13 protein-coding genes are annotated in these 16,168 nt (G+C 72.0%); 7 read left to right on the top strand and 6 right to left on the bottom strand.

What is annotated here, in order from left to right:
- Positions 1–266: 266 nt before the first annotated feature.
- From OHB00_RS19535 to OHB00_RS19520, 4 genes are all read right to left on the bottom strand, one after another.
- Positions 267–2,531, bottom strand: coding sequence for a heavy metal translocating P-type ATPase (locus tag OHB00_RS19535; protein WP_406436177.1), 2,265 nt, complete (start codon positions 2,529–2,531; stop codon positions 267–269).
- 122 nt (positions 2,532–2,653) lie between these two features.
- Positions 2,654–2,893: a heavy-metal-associated domain-containing protein gene (locus OHB00_RS19530; protein ID WP_406436176.1), complete on the bottom strand. Its 240-nt coding sequence runs from the start codon at positions 2,891–2,893 to the stop codon at positions 2,654–2,656.
- Positions 2,894–2,966: 73 nt separating this feature from the next.
- On the bottom strand, positions 2,967–3,917 hold the full coding sequence (locus OHB00_RS19525) for a PrsW family intramembrane metalloprotease (RefSeq protein ID WP_406436175.1): 951 nt from the start codon (positions 3,915–3,917) through the stop codon (positions 2,967–2,969).
- Between the two features lie 126 nt (positions 3,918–4,043).
- Entirely contained in the window at positions 4,044–4,706 is a 663-nt protein-coding gene (locus OHB00_RS19520; RefSeq protein WP_406445874.1) for a TetR family transcriptional regulator, read from the bottom strand.
- 199 nt (positions 4,707–4,905) lie between these two features.
- On the opposite strand from OHB00_RS19520, the gene OHB00_RS19515 reads away from it, so the two are divergent.
- A complete protein-coding gene (locus OHB00_RS19515; protein ID WP_406436174.1) occupies positions 4,906–7,149 on the top strand; it encodes an MMPL family transporter in 2,244 nt (747 codons plus the stop codon).
- A 158-nt stretch (positions 7,150–7,307) separates the two neighbouring features.
- Positions 7,308–8,351: a zinc-dependent alcohol dehydrogenase family protein gene (locus OHB00_RS19510; protein WP_406436173.1), complete on the top strand. Its 1,044-nt coding sequence runs from the start codon at positions 7,308–7,310 to the stop codon at positions 8,349–8,351.
- 54 nt (positions 8,352–8,405) lie between these two features.
- On the opposite strand, the gene OHB00_RS19505 is transcribed toward OHB00_RS19510, so the two are convergent.
- Entirely contained in the window at positions 8,406–8,606 is a 201-nt protein-coding gene (locus OHB00_RS19505) for a helix-turn-helix transcriptional regulator (RefSeq protein ID WP_406436172.1), read from the bottom strand.
- Positions 8,607–8,922: 316 nt separating this feature from the next.
- On the bottom strand, positions 8,923–9,852 hold the full coding sequence (locus OHB00_RS19500; protein ID WP_406436171.1) for a helix-turn-helix domain-containing protein: 930 nt from the start codon (positions 9,850–9,852) through the stop codon (positions 8,923–8,925).
- Between the two features lie 147 nt (positions 9,853–9,999).
- On the opposite strand from OHB00_RS19500, the gene iolC reads away from it, so the two are divergent.
- Genes iolC through mmsA form a run of 5 tightly spaced genes read left to right on the top strand, consistent with a single transcriptional unit; the run spans position 10,000 to position 16,126 of the window.
- Positions 10,000–10,974: a 5-dehydro-2-deoxygluconokinase gene (iolC, locus tag OHB00_RS19495; protein ID WP_406436170.1), complete on the top strand. Its 975-nt coding sequence runs from the start codon at positions 10,000–10,002 to the stop codon at positions 10,972–10,974.
- A 59-nt stretch (positions 10,975–11,033) separates the two neighbouring features.
- The gene (locus OHB00_RS19490; RefSeq protein WP_406445872.1) at positions 11,034–11,915 is read left to right on the top strand and encodes a deoxyribose-phosphate aldolase; all 882 of its coding nucleotides are present in this window, start codon (positions 11,034–11,036) and stop codon (positions 11,913–11,915) included.
- A gap of 10 nt (positions 11,916–11,925) precedes the next feature.
- Entirely contained in the window at positions 11,926–12,741 is an 816-nt protein-coding gene (iolB, locus tag OHB00_RS19485; protein WP_406436169.1) for a 5-deoxy-glucuronate isomerase, read from the top strand.
- Complete coding sequence (gene iolD / locus OHB00_RS19480) at positions 12,738–14,609, top strand: 3D-(3,5/4)-trihydroxycyclohexane-1,2-dione acylhydrolase (decyclizing) (protein ID WP_406436168.1); 1,872 nt, start codon at positions 12,738–12,740, stop codon at positions 14,607–14,609. The genes iolB and iolD overlap by 4 nt, the downstream gene beginning before the upstream one ends.
- 14 nt (positions 14,610–14,623) lie before the next feature.
- Positions 14,624–16,126, top strand: a complete 1,503-nt coding sequence (gene mmsA, locus OHB00_RS19475; RefSeq protein WP_406436167.1) for a CoA-acylating methylmalonate-semialdehyde dehydrogenase — start codon at positions 14,624–14,626, stop codon at positions 16,124–16,126.
- The last annotated feature ends 42 nt before the right edge of the window (positions 16,127–16,168 follow it).

Raw genomic sequence — 16,168 nt, 5'->3', positions numbered from 1 at the left:
AAGACATCCCCAGATGCCAGGTCAGCGCCCCCCAAGACGCATCTCTGACATCGCCAACTTAGACCTTCGAACCCCTTCGATGGTTACGTTCACATCACTGTGATCTGCGTCTCTTGCATCGGTCCGATAGATGCGCAAGAGCCCCGATACGGTGATCGGAGCTCAAGCGTAAGGATGATGCGCGAGCCTTGTGAAGAGCTTATGTGAGGTGCGCGTTGGACTCCAGGGGGACTCCTACATCCACTGCGGCGAACCGGCGGTAACTTTCACCGGAAGGTGCGCAGCCGCAGGCTGTTGGTCACCACGAAGACCGACGAGAAGGCCATCGCGGCGCCCGCGATCATCGGGTTGAGGAGTCCCGCGGCGGCCAGCGGGAGCGCGGCCACGTTGTAGCCGAAGGCCCACACGAGGTTGCCCTTGATGGTGGCGAGGGTCCGCCGGGAGAGCCGGATCGCGTCCGCCGCCACCCGCAGGTCCCCGCGCACCAGGGTCAGGTCGCCGGCCTCGATCGCCGCGTCCGTCCCGGTGCCCATGGCCAGGCCGAGGTCCGCGGTGGCCAGCGCCGCCGCGTCGTTGACGCCGTCGCCGACCATGGCGACCGTCCGCCCCTCGCGCCGCAGCCGTCGTACGGCGTCCACCTTCTCCTCGGGCAGTACCTCGGCGACGACCTCGGTGATCCCGACCGCCCGGGCGACCGACTCGGCCACCGCCCGGTTGTCCCCGGTCAGCAGCACCGGCGTCAGCCCGAGCGCGCGCAGCTCACGCACGGCCTCGGCGCTGGTCTCCTTGACCGTGTCGGCGACGGCGAGGACACCCCGTGCCTCGCCGTCCCATCCGGCCAGGACGGCCGTACGCCCGTCCTGTTCGGCCCGGGAGCGGGCCAGGGCCAGCTCCTCGGGCACCACGTCGAAGAGGCGCCCCACGGCCACCTCGCGGCCCTCCACGCGACCACGGACGCCCCGCCCCGGGACGTTCTCGAAGTGCTCGACCGAGGGCAGCGCGCCGACCCGCTCCCCGGCCCCCGCCGCGATCGCCTTGGCGACCGGATGCTCGGAGGCGTGTTCGAGAGCGCCCGCGAGCCGCAGCAGCTCGTCCTTGTCGGCGCCCTCGGTGACGTACACCTCCTGGAGGCTCATCCGGCCGGTGGTCACCGTCCCGGTCTTGTCGAGGACGACGGTGTCGACGCGGCGCGTGGACTCCAGCACCTCGGGACCCTTGATGAGGATGCCGAGCTGGGCGCCCCGCCCGGTGCCGACCATCAGCGCGGTCGGCGTGGCCAGGCCCAGGGCGCACGGGCAGGCGATGATCAGGACGGCGACGGCGGCCGTGAACGCGGCGGCCGTGTCCCCGGTGACGCCCAGCCAGACCCCGAAGGTGCCGAGCGCGATCAGGATGACGACCGGGACGAAGACGGCGGAGATCCGGTCGGCGAGGCGCTGCACCTCGGCCTTGCCGTTCTGTGCGTCCTCCACCAGCCTCGCCATCCGCGCGAGCTGCGTGTCGGCGCCGACCCGGGTCGCCTCGACGACCAGCCGCCCGCCCGCGTTGACGGTCGCACCCGTGACGGCGTCGCCGACGGTCACGTCCACCGGCACGGACTCGCCGGTCAGCATGGACGCGTCCACCGCGGACGCCCCTTCCACCACGGTCCCGTCGGTGGCGACCTTCTCCCCGGGCCGTACGACGAACCGGTCACCGACCGCCAGCGACGCCACCGGGACCCGTACCTCGTGCCCGTCCCGCAGCACCGCCACGTCCTTGGCGCCCAGCTCCATCAGCGCCCGCAGGGCCGCCCCCGCGCGCCGCTTGGAACGCGCCTCCAGATAGCGGCCGAGCAGGATCAGCGCGACGACCCCGGAGGCGACTTCGAGGTAGATCGTGGACGCGCTGTCCATGCGGGAGACGGTGAACCGGAACTCGTCGTGCATCCCCGGCAGGCCCGCGTCGCCGAAGAACAGCGCCCACAGCGACCAGCCGAACGCGGCCAGCGTGCCGACCGAGACCAGGGTGTCCATGGTGGCGGCGCCGTGCCGCGCGTTGGTCCAGGCGGCGCGGTGGAACTGCGCACCGCCCCAGACGACGACGGGGGCGGCGAGCGTCAGCGACAGCCACTGCCAGTTGTCGAACTGGAGCGCCGGGACCATCGCGAGCAGCACCACCGGGGCGGCGAGCAGGGCGGAGACCAGGAGGCGGTGGCGCAGGCCGGCGAGTTCGGGATCCGGCGCGGCCCCGGCCTCCCGCCGCGGCTCCGGCTCCGGGGGCGCGGGTTCCTCGGCGGTGTACCCGGTCTTGACGACCGTGGCGATCAGGTCGGCGACCTGAACCCCCTGGGGGTATGTGACCTTCGCCTTCTCGGTCGCGTAGTTCACGGTGGCGGTCACGCCGTCCATCCGGTTGAGCTTCTTCTCCACCCGGGCGGCGCAGGAGGCGCAGGTCATGCCGCCGATGAGCAGCTCGACCTCGGACTCGCCGGCCGGGCGTGGCGCGGCTATGGGGGTCTGTGCGGTGCTGGTGGTGGTGCTGGTCGTCATGTCCGGACTCCAGACAACGGACCGGACCGTACGGAGCCAGTATCAGCTGGTCGGCACGGCCCGGCGGAGAGATACGTTTCCGTCGTACGTACTGCTGGTGGCGGTGCTGGCCGCTCGGGCCGTCAGACGCGGCCGGCGAGCTCGAAGCCCGCCTCGTCGACGGCGGCGCGGACCGCTTCCTCGTCGAGCGGGGCCGCGGAGACGACCGTGACCTCGCCGCTGGCCGCGACGGCCGTCACCGAGCTGACGCCGGGGATCCCGGAGATCTCGGCGGAGACAGAACCCTCGCAGTGCCCGCAGCTCATGCCGGTCACCTTGTAGACGGCGGTCACGGAGCCCGGGGTGTCGGTCTGGGCGGTCATGTCGTTCTCCTCGTCGAGGCGGGTGGGGCCGGTGAGGCCCACGGGGGAGCCCCACTGTCGCCAGAGTATACCCCTAGGGGGTATTTCTCCAAGAGGAGTCCCGGCGCGCCAGCGAGTGCACCCAGGCGGCCCCGAGCAGTGAGACGAGTACCAGCAGGCCGACCGAGAACACCGCGAAGAGGTGCTCCTGTGCCGCGCTGGGGCGCGGGATGTACCCCTCGGCGAACAGCCCGCGATCCATTCCGGTACCCGTGAGGTGCGCCACCAGCCAGATCGCGACGCCGTGCGTGGAGTCCCACAGGGCGTGCAGCAGGGCCACCCCCAGGCCGGCCGAGACGACCGGGGCGGTGAGGCGGAAGCGGCCGTTGGGGCGCCGGAAGGAGAGCAGGGTGCCGCCGGCGATCGCCGTCCACAGTCCGTGCCCGAAGGGGGCCAGCACTCCGCGCAGGATCTCCGTCTCGATCAGGGCGCGCAGATCGACGCCCTCGGTGGAGACGGCCGCGTTGAACGCGTACCCGGCGCTCTCCAGGGCCGCGAAGCCGAAGCCGACGGCGGCGCCGAGCACCAGCCCGGCCCGCATGCCCCGGATCCCGGGCAGCCGGCGCAGCACGAACACCAGCGCGCCGAGCTTCACCGCCTCCTCGATGAGGCCGACCGAGACGAACATCCCCCAGGAGGGGCGGACCAGGTAGGACTCCATCACCGAGGCGCCCAGCACCCCGAGCGTGCCGCCGGTCAGAAAGCAGCCGAGGATCGCACTGACCCCGAGGTCACGGCCGTGCCGCTCGTACGCCCACAGCACGAAGACGACCGGGACGAGAAAGCTGCCGAGCAGGATCAGCGTCGGCAGCAGGGTGGTGTTCCTCGTCGCGTACGTGACCACCGCGGTCAGCGCCCACAGGGCGAGCCCACCGCCGAGGCAGCGCCTCCACAGGCCGGCGCGGATCCGGGGGTACGGCGGTGGCGGCTGCTGTGGACCGGGGATACGGGCCTGCGGCCGGCCGGACTGCGGAGAGTGGGTCAAGGCGGCTCCCCTTGTGCTCCTGCGGGTACGGGTGGCGCTCGCCGGCTCGGGATCGGGGCGATTTACCCGCACTTTAGGCAGATGTGCCGCGTGTCGCAGTCTGGGGGGTGCCAGGGGGGTGGACGGTCAGGTGGCGGGGTGACCGAGACGGTCGCCCACCAGGGGGTCGAGGTACCGGGTGAGTACGTTCTTGATCTCCTGGACGTACGCCTGGCGCTCGGCGCCCTCGTGGCTGAGCACCAGCTCCAGCCCCGCCTTGTAGATGCCGAGGCTGACATGCGCCGTGCGCGTGATGTGGGCCTTGTTGGCGTCCGGCGGGAGGAGCGAGGCGAGCAGCTCCTCGACGCGGCCGAGCAGGTTGGTGTGCAGGGCGTCGTGGGCCTCGGTGATGCCGCCGGGCACGTCGGGGCCGTGCATCAGCGCGAAGAACACGGGGTGCTCGATGTTGAAGGCGGTGAGGCGGTCCACTGTGGCGTCGACCGCGTCCGCCAGCGAGGTGCCGGGATCGATCGGCGCGAGCGCCTCGCCGTAGGTGTCCCGCAGGTCGTGCATGAGCCGGTCGCCCAGCTCGATCGCGATCGCTTCCTTGTTCGGGAAGAACTGGTAGAGCGTGCCGGGGGAGACGCCGGCCTCGCGGGCGATGGCGTTGGTGCTGGCGGCTGTGTAGCCCGTGGCGCAGAAGACCGAGGCGGCGGCTTCGAGCAGCTGCTGGATGCGCCGCTCGCCGCGAGCCTGCCGCCTGCGCGGCTGCCCCTTGCCCGTGGCCGTGCCGTCGGGCTGCTCTGACATGTCGGGCTTGTCGGGCACGCGTTATCCCCAGCTCGTCGAACGCGATTGACAAACGCGAGAGATCGCTCGCATTCTGGTGGAACGTGAGCGACGACTCGTGTTTGCCAGTCTAGATGGCAATGGCCGACCCATGCTGCCCTGCGCGCGAAGCGGATGCGTACCGGGCAGGCAGTGGTCACGGTGAAGGGGACACCGCAGGATGACCGAAGTCAACAAGCCCTCGGAGGCCGTAGGCGGGGCCCGTCCAGGGGGCTGGACCCGGTTCGTGACCGCCCGGCCCCGGCTCTCGCTGCTGCTCGCCCTGGTGATCACCGCGCTCGCCGTGCTGGCCGGCAGCGGGGTCGCCGACCGGCTCGGCAGCGGCGGCTGGGAGGACCCGGCCGCCGAGTCCACGTACGCGACCAAGGCGCTGGAGCGCGAGTTCCCGGACTCCCAGCCGAACCTGCTCCTGCTGGTGGAGGCGCGCGGCGGCTCCGTGGACACCCCTGCCGTGGCGGCGGAGGCGAAGGCCCTCGCCACCCGCCTGTCCGGCGAGAAGGGCGTCACGGGCGTCGGCTCGTACTGGCAGACCAGGTCGCCGTCCCTGCGCGCCGAGGACGGCCACGAGGCCCTGATCGCGGCCCGCGTCACCGGTGACGAGAAGGCGGCGGCCGACACCCTGGACCGCATCGCCCCGCACTACCGGGGCACGCACGGGCCGGTGACGGTCAAGGTCGGCGGCATGGTGGCGGTCCGCAGCGACATGCAGACGATCATCAAGGAGGACCTGGCCCGCGCCGAGCTGATCGCGCTGCCCATCACCCTGGTCCTGCTGGTGATGGTGTTCGGCAGCGCGATCGCGGCCCTGCTCCCGCTGGGCATCGGCATCGTCGCCATCCTCGGCACGAACGCGGTCCTGCGCGGCATCACGTCCTTCACGGACGTCTCGGTCTTCGCGATGAACCTGACCACGGCCCTGGGTCTCGGCCTGGCCATCGACTACGCGCTCTTCATCGTCCGCCGCTTCCGCGAGGAGCTGGCCACGGGCGCCGACCCGCTGACGGCGGTCGGCACGACACTGCGCACGGCGGGGCGCACGGTGCTGTTCTCGGCCCTGACGGTGGCCGTCTCCCTGGCGGCGATGCTCGTCTTCCCCCAGTACTTCCTCCGCTCGTTCGCCTACGCCGGCATAGCGGTGGTCCTGCTGGCCGCGGCGGCCGCCCTGATCCTGCTTCCGGCGGCGCTGATCCTGCTGGGCGACCGGGTCAACGCGCTGGACCTGCGCCGGCTGTTCCGCGGCGGCCGGGAAGCCCGGCCCTCCGGCGCCGAGGGCACGGCCTGGGCCCGTACCGCCACCCTGGTGATGCGCCGGGCCCCGCTCTTCGCCGTCGCCACCACGGCCTTCCTGATCGTCCTCGGACTGCCGTTCCTGGGCGTGAAGTTCGGCACCGCGGACGACCGTCAGCTCCCGGCCGGCGCCGAGTCCCACGTCGTCCAGCAGCACATCCGGGACGGCTTCCCGGGCAACCCCGGCGGCGACCTCGAAGTCCTGGCCGAGGGCGGGGCGACCCGGGCGCAGTACACGGCGTACCGGCAGCGGGTCGCGGCCCTGCCGGAGGTGGCCGCGGTGGCCGGACCCCTGGTCAAGGGCGACGCGGCGTACTTCACGGTGCAGCCGAAGGGCGAGTCGGTGGACGACGGCGCCCAGCGCCTGGTGGGCGAGCTGCGCGCGCTGAACACCCCCTTCGACACGAAGGTGACGGGCACGGCGGCGGTCCTGGTCGACTCCAAGCACGCCATCGCCGAACGCCTGCCCTGGGCGGCGGCGATCATCGCGATCGTCACCCTGCTGCTGGTCTTCCTCCTCACGGGCAGCGTCCTGATACCGGTCCAGGCGGTGCTGCTCAACGCGCTCAGTCTCACGGCGATGTTCGGCGCGGTGGTCTGGGTCTTCCAGGACGGCCACCTCTCGAACGTGCTGGGCTTCACCAGCCCCGGCTCGATCGAGACCACGCTCCCGGTCCTGATGTTCTGCGTGGCGTTCGGCCTCTCCATGGACTACGGGGTGTTCCTGCTCTCCCGCGTCAAGGAGGAGTACGACAGGACCGGCGACCACGAGAGGGCGGTCCGCCTGGGGCTCCAGCGCACCGGAGGCCTGATCACCGCGGCGGCGATCATCCTGGCGGTGGTGATGGTGGCGATCGGCACCTCCCGGGTCACCAACACCAAGATGCTGGGCCTCGGCATCGCCCTGGCGGTCCTGATGGACGCGATGGTCGTCCGCAGCCTCCTGGTCCCGGCCATCATGCGCCTGACAGGAAAGGCGACCTGGTGGGCCCCGGCCCCCCTGCGCCGTTTCCACGACCGCTTCGGCCTGAGCGAGGCCGAGCAGCAGACGCCCCCGTCGGACGCGCCCGCATCGGACGCGCCCCGGTCGGACGCGGCCCCGGTCGGAAGCGCCTGAGCTGGACGCGCCCCAAAGGGGCGCGGGGGTGTGTCAATCTGCGGCTCCGCCGCGTGGGCGCGGCCGGCCACGACGGCGTCGCAGACGGCAGACGGCACATCGCGGCACTTCCAGCGGAGCGCTTAGCCTTCGCGCAGCCCCCGAAAGGAGCACTCGCGATGCGAGCCGTCGTCTATGACCACTACGCCACCCCTGCCGAGTTACGGGACGTTCCCGACCCCCGCCCGGCCCGCCACGGAGTGGTCGTCCGTGTGGAGGCCACCGGCCTCTGCCGAAGCGACTGGCACGGCTGGTCGGGGCACATCCCGGACATCACCCTCCCGCACGTCCCCGGCCACGAGCTGGCCGGAGTGGTCGAGGAGGCCGGCGCCGGGGTGACCGCCTGGCAGCCCGGCGACCGGGTCACCGTCCCCTTCGTCTGCGCCTGCGGCAGCTGCCCGTCCTGCGCGGCCGGCCACCAGCAGGTCTGCGAACGCCAGACCCAGCCCGGCTTCACGCACTGGGGTTCCTTCGCCCAGTACGTGGCGCTGGACCACGCCGATGTGAACCTCGTGGCGATCCCGGACGACCTGCCCTACGCCACCGCGGCCTGTCTGGGCTGCCGCTTCGCCACCGCCTTCCGCGCGGTGGTGCAGCAGGGCAGGGTCGCGGCGGGGGAGTGGGTGGCGGTCTACGGCTGCGGGGGCGTGGGGCTGTCGGCGGTGATGATCGCGGCGGCGTCGGGGGCCCGGGTGGTGGCGGTCGACGTGTCGCGCCAAGCCCTGGACCTGGCAAGGAAGTTCGGCGCGGCCCACGGCGTGGACGCGACGGGCGCCGAGGACCCGGCGGCGACGGTCCGCGAACTGACCTCCGGCGGCGCCCACCTCTCCCTGGACGCCCTCGGTTCACCGGCCACCTCGGCCGCCTCGGTCCACTCCCTGCGCCGTCGCGGCCGCCACGTCCAGGTGGGCCTGCTGCCGTCCCCGGACGGCAACACCCCCCTACCGCTGGCCCGCGCGATCGCCCTGGAGCTGGAGCTCCTCGGCAGCCACGGCATGGCGGCCCACACCTACCCCGCCATGCTCGAACTGGTCCGCGCCGGCACTCTCCGTCCCGACCTCCTGGTCACCTCGGCGATCACCCTGGACGCGGCCCCGGCGGCCCTGGCGGCGATGGGCGGGGCCCCGGCGGCGGGGGTGACGGTCATCGAGCCGTGGGCCTGACGCATGCGCGCCCCGCCCCCGGTGGGCGGGGCATCCCGCGAGGGGGAGAGGGGTTCAGATGTCGCTACGCCCTCGGTTGCGGGGCCGGGAGGCGACCCAGGCACGGACCGTGTCGGCGTACCAGTAGGGCTTGCCGCCCTCGACATGGTCCGGCGGAGGGAGCAGCCCGTGCTTTCGGTAGGAGCGGACGGTGTCCGGCTGCACCCGGATGTGCGCCGCGATCTCCTTGTAGGACCAGAGCCTTCGGTCGGTCATGGGATGCACCTCCCTGCGCGCACCGCGGGGGCGACCGGAGGCGGTCGTCGGGGGAGCCGGGCGCTGCGCTGGCGATCACAAAGCCTGTGCCCGGTGAACGACGGAGAGTGACTGTGAGCAAGCGGCTGTGGGCCGGGTGTGACCGAGAACCCGCGTAGGCGCGACATGTGTGACACAAGTGGGGTGTTTGTGACACGGCCGGGGCACAGGCGCAGGCCGGCTCATCGGCGGGGCGTGTTGACATGCCGCGCACGAGCAGGACGGGCCGGACCCGCTGCGCCAGGTCCGGCCCGTCGGCTCCCCCGCTCTCCCCCGCTCAGCGGCTCCGGCGATCAGGGTGCCCGACCTCGCCCGCGCCGGTCTTGGAGAAAACCGCGCTCCGTCCGCCGGGCCCGAGCACCAGGCTCGTCGCCTGTCCGGACATCCGGTCCGCCATCGCTGAGGCGGGGGCGGCCCGTGCCGCCGCGAACTCGCCGGGCGTGCACCCGGTCATCGCCTTGAACTCCCCGCTCGGATGCGCCTGGTCGTAGAACCCGCACACCGCCGCCGTCTCCGCCTGCCCCCGTCCCGCGGCCAGCATCCGCCCCGCCCGCTGCAGCCGCAGCACCCGCCCCGCCGCCTTCGGCCCGAGCCCGATCCGTTCCCGGAAGCGGTTCTCCAAGTGCCGTACGCTCCATCCGACTTCTTCGGCCAGCCGGGGCACGGGCACCGCGCCCCAGTCCCGCCGCAACAGCGCCCACGCCCGCTCCACCCGCGGCGACCTCGGAGCACCGGCCCGGCTCCACCGCAGCAACACGTCGTCCAGCAGCCGGAAGCGATCCGCCCAGCGGGGCAGGGCGCCGAGAGCGGCGGCGAGTTCACCGACCCCCTGGCCCAGCACGTGCGGCAACTCGTCGGGATCCACCGACCGGTTGGCCAACTCGTACTGCGGAGTGCCGAAGAGGGAGAAGGCGGCCCACGGCTCCAGCAGTATCTCGATCCCCGAGATGCGCCCGCCGTGCTCGCCGACGGCAGGCGTGGTGGTGAGGCCGTTGCAGACGCAGACGAGGGTGGCGGGCGGACGGCCGTCACGCGAGATCCGTATGGGCTGCTCGAACCCGAGAAGAAGAGTGGCGGCCCCGATGGGCGTCTCAAGGCGGCGCCGGGGACGATCGAGGGTGAGCCGGATCCCGCGGTAACTCAGTACTCCGGGCCGCAGTGCCGGATGCGGCTGCCCGGCGACCACTTCCCAGCTTCCCCTGGCCATCGCCCCATCGTGCTACGGCTGCCGAAGCCACGGAAGGGTCGTGGCGCCTCGGCTTCCATACCGTCGTCCGAATGTCCGGACAAACCATTGACACGACCTCCTGTCCCGGACTACAAACCACGGGAGAGCCATGACGAAGGGAAGCCGATGGCGTACGACCTGATCACCATGGGGCGGATCGGGGTGGATCTCTATCCGCTCCAGACCGGAGTCCCGCTCGCCCAGGTGTCGTCCTTCGGCAAGTTCCTCGGCGGGTCGGCGACGAACGTGGCGGTGGCCGCCGCCCGCCTCGGCCGGAACACCGCGGTCATCACCCGCACCGGCGAGGACGCCTTCGGCGCCTACCTGCACGAGGCCCTCCGGGGCTTCGGCGTGGACGACCGCTGGGTCACCTCGGTCCCCGGCCTGAACACCCCCGTGACGTTCTGCGAGATCTTCCCGCCGGACGACTTCCCGCTGTACTTCTACCGGCAGCCCAAGGCCCCTGACCTGGAGATCGACGCCCACGAGCTGGACCTGGACGCCGTCCGGGACGCCCGGATCTTCTGGATCACCGGCACCGGCCTGAGCGAGGAGCCCAGCCGCACGGCGACCCTCGCGGCCCTCGCCCACCGCGCCAAGTCCGGCACCACCGTCTTCGACCTCGACTGGCGGCCGATGTTCTGGCGCGGTGACATCAGCGGCTCCCGCCGCGGGCCGGACGCCGCCCGGCCCTTCTACGTCGAGGCGCTCAAGCACGCCACCGTCGCCGTCGGCAACCTGGACGAGGTCGAGGTCGCCACCGGCGTGCGTGAGCCGCAGGCCGCCGCTCAGGCCCTCCTCGACGCCGGAGTCGAGATCGCGGTGGTCAAGCAGGGCCCCAAGGGCGTCCTCGCCGTCAGCCGCGACGGCGACCGCGCCGAGGTCCCGCCGCTGCCCGTGAACGTCCTCAACGGCCTCGGCGCCGGTGACGCCTTCGGCGGCTCCCTCTGCCACGGCCTCCTCGAAGGCTGGGACCTGGAGAAGATCATGCGGCACGCCAACGCGGCCGGTGCGATCGTCGCCTCCCGCCTGGAGTGCTCCTCCGCGATGCCGACCCGCGAAGAGATCGACGCCGCGCTCGCCGCCGGAGCGGTGCTGTGAGGGCCGGCCGCGTCACGGGCGCGCACCACGACGGCGGAGCCGGCGCTTCCGCCCCGCAGGTGAAGGTGGACATCTCCGCCCTCGTCCACACCCGCACCCACCACCCCGAGGCCATCGCCGAGGCGGCCGCCCGGCGCTCCCGCCGTCCGCTCCTCAACGAGGACGGCAAGCTGATGATCGTCGCCGCCGACCACCCGGCCCGCGGCGCCCTCGGCGTGGGCGGCGACAGGCTCGCCATGGCCAACCGGGCCGAGCTGCTGGAACGGCTCTGCCTGGCGCTCTCCCGGCCCGGCGTCGACGGTGTCCTCGCCACCGCCGACATCCTGGACGACCTGCTCCTGCTCGGCGCCCTGGACGGCAAGGTCGTCATGGGCTCGATGAACCGCGGTGGTCTGCAGGGCGCCTCCTTCGAGCTCGACGACCGGTTCACCGGCCACCGCGCCGAGGACATACAGCGCCTCGGTTTCGACGCCGGCAAGCTGCTCCTGCGCATCGACTACGACGACCCGGGCTCGCTGACCACCCTGGAGTCCACCGCCCGCGCCATCGACGACATGGCAGCGCGCCGGCTCCCGGTCTTCGTCGAGCCGTTCATCAGCCGCCGCACCCCCGAGGGCAAGGTGAAGAACGACCTGTCCGCGGAGGCGGTCACCAGGTCCATCGCCATCGCCTCGGGCCTCGGCGGGAGTTCGGCCTACACCTGGCTGAAGCTGCCGGTCACCGACAACCCCGACGACATGGCCCAGGTCATGGAGACGTCCACCCTCCCCGCGGTTCTGCTGGGCGGCGAGGTCGGCGACGACCAGGACGGCGCCTACGAGAAGTGGCGCAGCGCCCTCCAACTCCCCACCGTGCGCGGCCTGGTGGTCGGCCGCTCGCTGCTGTACCCGGCGGACGGCGACGTGGCCGCCGCCGTGGACACCGCCGTCGGACTCCTGTGAGGGCGAGAAGATGACGACCAACGAGCTGCATCTCACCAAGGGTTCGACCGCGAACGCCCAGTACGCGCTCGACATCGACCCCAAGCGGGCCGGTTGGGGGCACAGCAGCCTGAGGATCGTCGAACTGGCCCCGGCGGGAACGCATTTGTTCACCACCGGGGACAGTGAGTGGATCGTGCTTCCGCTGCAGGGCGGTTGTACGGTGCAAACAGAGGGAAACGAGTTCCAGATCCTGGGCCGGGAGAGCGTGTTCAGCGGAGTCTCCGACTTCGTGTACGTGCCCCGGGACGCCCAGGTCCAGATCGCCTCCGGCGCGGGAGGCCGCTTCGCCCTGGCAGGAGCGAAGTGCGAGCGACGACTCCCCGCCCGCTACGGCCCCGCGCCGGAGGTCCCCGTCGAAGACCGCGGCAGCGGCACCAGCGCCCGGCAGGTGCGCAACTTCGCCTCCGCGAGCGCCTTCGACTGCGACAAGCTGATCGCCGTGGAGGTGATCACGCCCGGCGGCAACTGGTCCTCGTACCCGCCGCACAAGCACGACGAGCACCGGCCCGGCGAGGAGTCGGAGCTGGAGGAGATCTACTACTTCGAGATCGACGGACCGAACGGGATGGGGTATCAGCGCGTATTCCCCTCCCGTGAGGGCGGTACGGACGTCCTCGCCGAGGTCCGCTCCGGCGACGCCGTGCTCGTTCCCGACGGATGGCACGGCCCGTCGATCGCGCAGCCCGGGCACGACATGTACTACCTGAACGTCATGGCGGGGCCCGGTGCGACGCGGGAGTGGCGGATCTGCTTCCACCCGGACCATACGGAGGGTTACCGATGACGATTCGGTTGACCGTCGCGCAAGCGCTTGTCCGCTTCCTCGCCGTCCAGTTCAGCGAGCGGGACGGCGAGCGCCGCCGCCTGATCGGCGCCACCTGGGGCATCTTCGGCCACGGCAACGTGGCCGGCCTCGGCCAGGCGCTCGTCGAGTACGCGGACGACATGCCGTACCACCAGGGCCGTAACGAACAGGCCATGGTGCACGCGGCGGTCGGCTACGCGCGTCAGTCGAACCGGCTCGCCACGCACGCCGTGACGACGTCCGTCGGGCCGGGCGCCACCAACCTCGTCACCGGCGCCGCCCTCGCCACGATCAACCACCTCCCGGTCCTGCTCCTGCCCGGTGACGTCTTCGCCACCCGCCCCGCCGACCCGGTCCTCCAGCAGCTCGAAGTCCCGCACGCGGCCGACGTGTCCGTGAACGACTGCCTGCGCCCGGTCTCGAAGTTCTTCGACCGGATCAACCGGCCCGAGCAGCTCGTCCCCTCCGCCCTCGCCGCCATGCGCGTCCTCACCGACCCCGTCGAGACCGGCGCGGTCACGCTCGCCCTCCCGCAGGACGTGCAGGCCGAGGCGTACGACTGGCCCGAGGAGTTCTTCGCCGAGCGGGTGTGGACCGTACGACGGCCGGGCGCGGACCCCGCCGAACTCGCCGCGGCGGTGCGGGCGATCAGGAACGCCTCCCGCCCCCTCCTCATCGCCGGCGGCGGGGTCCACCACAGCCGCGCCGAGGCCGTCCTCGCCGAGTTCGCCACCGCCACCCGCATCCCGGTCGCGTCCACCCAGGCCGGCAAGGGCTCGCTGCGCTGGGACCACCCGCAGGACGTCGGCGGCGTCGGCCACACCGGCACCGCCACCGCCGACGAACTCGCCCGCACCGCCGACCTGGTGATCGGCGTCGGCACCCGCTACACCGACTTCACCACGGCCTCCGGCACCCTCTTCGAGCACCCGGACGTCCGCTTCCTCAACCTCAACATCGCCCCGTACGACGGCCACAAACTCGCCGGCCTGCCGCTGGTCGCCGACGCCCGCAACGGTCTTTCGGAGCTGAGGAAGGCCCTGGGCGGCCACCGGGCCGCCGACTCGTACGCCACCGAGTACACCGAGGACAAGGAACGCTGGGAGCAGCGCGTCGACGCCTGCTACGAGGCCGACGAGCCGGACATCCGGCCGACCCAGCCACAGGTCCTCGGCGTCCTGGACGCGCTCGTCGACGAGACGGACGTACTGATCAACGCGGCCGGCTCCCTCCCCGGCGACCTGCACCGGCTCTGGCGGGCACGGTCGCGCGACCAGTACCACCTGGAGTACGGGTACTCGTGCATGGGCTACGAGATACCTGCCGCCATCGGGGTGAAACTCGCGGCGCCGGAGCGCAACGTGTGGGCGCTGGTCGGCGACGGCACGTATCTGATGATGCCCACCGAGATCGTCACCGCCGTGCAGGAGGGGATAGCCATCAAGGTGCTGCTGGTGCAGAACCACGGCTACGCCTCCATCGGCGGCCTGTCCGAGTCGGTCGGCGGCGAGCGGTTCGGCACCGCGTACCGCTTCCCCTCGGACGACGGCACCTTCACGGGCGCCCCGCTCCCCGTCGACCTCGCCGCCAACGCGGCCAGCCTCGGCATGCGGGTGCTGCGCGCGAAGACCGTACGGGACCTGCGCGCGGCGCTCGCCGAGGCGCGGGCCGCCGACACTCCCACATGTGTCTACGTGGAGACCGAAACGGCCGACACTGTGTCGGGCCCGCCTCCCGCGCAGGCCTGGTGGGATGTACCTGTGGCCGCGACCGCGACCCGATCCGCCGCGGTCAAGGCACGTGAGCTCTACGAACGGCACGTCTCGACCCGACGCCGCCATCTGTGAAGGAGTAACCGGTCATGACGAAGATCGTCAACCACTGGATCGGCGGCAAGTCCGTCGACGGCACGTCGGGCAACTACGGTCCGGTCACCGACCCGGCCACCGGCGCGGTGACCACGAAGGTCGCGTTCGCGTCCGTCGACGAGGTCGACGCCGCGGTCGCCGCCGCCAAGGACGCCTTCGCGACCTGGGGCCAGTCCTCGCTGGCCAAGCGCACGGAGATCCTGTTCCGCTTCCGCGCCCTGCTGGACGCCAATCGGGACGCGATCGCCGAGCTGATCACGGCCGAGCACGGCAAGGTGCACTCCGACGCCCTCGGTGAGGTCGCCCGCGGTCTGGAGATCGTGGACCTGGCGTGCGGCATCAACGTGCAGCTGAAGGGCGAGCTGTCCACCCAGGTCGCCAGCCGTGTCGACGTCTCCTCGATCCGCCAGCCGCTCGGCGTCGTCGCGGGCATCACGCCGTTCAACTTCCCGGCGATGGTCCCGATGTGGATGTTCCCGATCGCCATCGCGACCGGCAACACCTTCGTCCTGAAGCCGTCCGAGAAGGACCCGTCCGCGTCGCTCAAGCTCGCCGAGCTGCTGGCCGAGGCCGGTCTGCCCGACGGCGTCTTCAACGTCGTGCACGGTGACAAGGTGGCCGTGGACCGTCTCCTTGAGCACCCGGACGTCAAGGCGGTCTCCTTCGTCGGCTCGACCCCGATCGCCCGCTACATCCACACCACCGCCTCCGCCAACCACAAGCGCGTCCAGGCGCTGGGCGGCGCCAAGAACCACATGCTGGTCCTCCCGGACGCCGACCTGGACGCGGCGGCCGACGCGGCCGTCTCCGCGGCCTACGGCTCGGCGGGCGAGCGCTGCATGGCCATCTCGGCCGTGGTCGCCGTGGGCGCGATCGGCGACGAGCTGGTGGCGAAGATCCGCGAGCGCGCCGAGAAGATCAAGATCGGCCCCGGCAACGACCCGGCCTCCGAGATGGGCCCGCTGATCACGGCCGTCCACCGCGACAAGGTGGCCTCCTACGTCTCCGGTGCCGCCGCCGAGGGCGCCGAGGTCGTCCTGGACGGCACCGGCTACACGGTCGAGGGCTTCGAGGACGGCCACTGGATCGGCATCTCGCTCCTCGACAAGGTGCCCACCACCGCCAAGGCCTACCAGGACGAGATCTTCGGCCCGGTCCTGTGCGTGCTGCGCGTGGACACCTACGAGGAGGGCGTGGCGCTGATCAACGCCTCCCCCTTCGGCAACGGCACCGCGATCTTCACCCGGGACGGCGGCGCGGCCCGCCGCTTCCAGCTGGAGATCGAGGCCGGCATGGTCGGCGTCAACGTGCCCATCCCGGTGCCCGTCGGCTACCACTCCTTCGGTGGCTGGAAGGACTCGCTCTTCGGCGACCACCACATCTACGGCAACGACGGCACGCACTTCTACACCCGGGGCAAGGTCGTCACCACGCGCTGGCCCGACCCGGCGGACGCCCCCGCGGGCGTCGACCTGGGCTTCCCGCGCAACCACTGAGCGTGACCGCCTGACCCTGTCGGGGCCGTCCGGATACCGGAC

The organism is Streptomyces sp. NBC_00631 (assembly GCF_045206895.1).
In the GTDB taxonomy this organism is placed as follows: Bacteria; Actinomycetota; Actinomycetes; order Streptomycetales; family Streptomycetaceae; genus Streptomyces.
Note: the sequence above shows the minus strand (reverse complement) of the source record. Positions and strands in the feature narration are given on the sequence as shown.

What these genes read in the sequence shown, in the direction of transcription:
- OHB00_RS19535 (WP_406436177.1), bottom strand. Translation starts at nt 2,531, where the DNA reads ATGACGACCAGCACCACCACCAGCACCGCACAGACCCCCATAGCCGCG.
- OHB00_RS19530 (WP_406436176.1), bottom strand. Translation starts at nt 2,893, where the DNA reads ATGACCGCCCAGACCGACACCCCGGGCTCCGTGACCGCCGTCTACAAG.
- OHB00_RS19520 (WP_406445874.1), bottom strand. Translation starts at nt 4,706, where the DNA reads ATGTCAGAGCAGCCCGACGGCACGGCCACGGGCAAGGGGCAGCCGCGC.
- OHB00_RS19515 (WP_406436174.1), top strand. Translation starts at nt 4,906, where the DNA reads ATGACCGAAGTCAACAAGCCCTCGGAGGCCGTAGGCGGGGCCCGTCCA.
- OHB00_RS19510 (WP_406436173.1), top strand. Translation starts at nt 7,308, where the DNA reads ATGCGAGCCGTCGTCTATGACCACTACGCCACCCCTGCCGAGTTACGG.
- OHB00_RS19505 (WP_406436172.1), bottom strand. Translation starts at nt 8,606, where the DNA reads ATGACCGACCGAAGGCTCTGGTCCTACAAGGAGATCGCGGCGCACATC.
- OHB00_RS19500 (WP_406436171.1), bottom strand. Translation starts at nt 9,852, where the DNA reads ATGGCCAGGGGAAGCTGGGAAGTGGTCGCCGGGCAGCCGCATCCGGCA.
- iolC (WP_406436170.1), top strand. Translation starts at nt 10,000, where the DNA reads ATGGCGTACGACCTGATCACCATGGGGCGGATCGGGGTGGATCTCTAT.
- iolB (WP_406436169.1), top strand. Translation starts at nt 11,926, where the DNA reads ATGACGACCAACGAGCTGCATCTCACCAAGGGTTCGACCGCGAACGCC.
- iolD (WP_406436168.1), top strand. Translation starts at nt 12,738, where the DNA reads ATGACGATTCGGTTGACCGTCGCGCAAGCGCTTGTCCGCTTCCTCGCC.
- mmsA (WP_406436167.1), top strand. Translation starts at nt 14,624, where the DNA reads ATGACGAAGATCGTCAACCACTGGATCGGCGGCAAGTCCGTCGACGGC.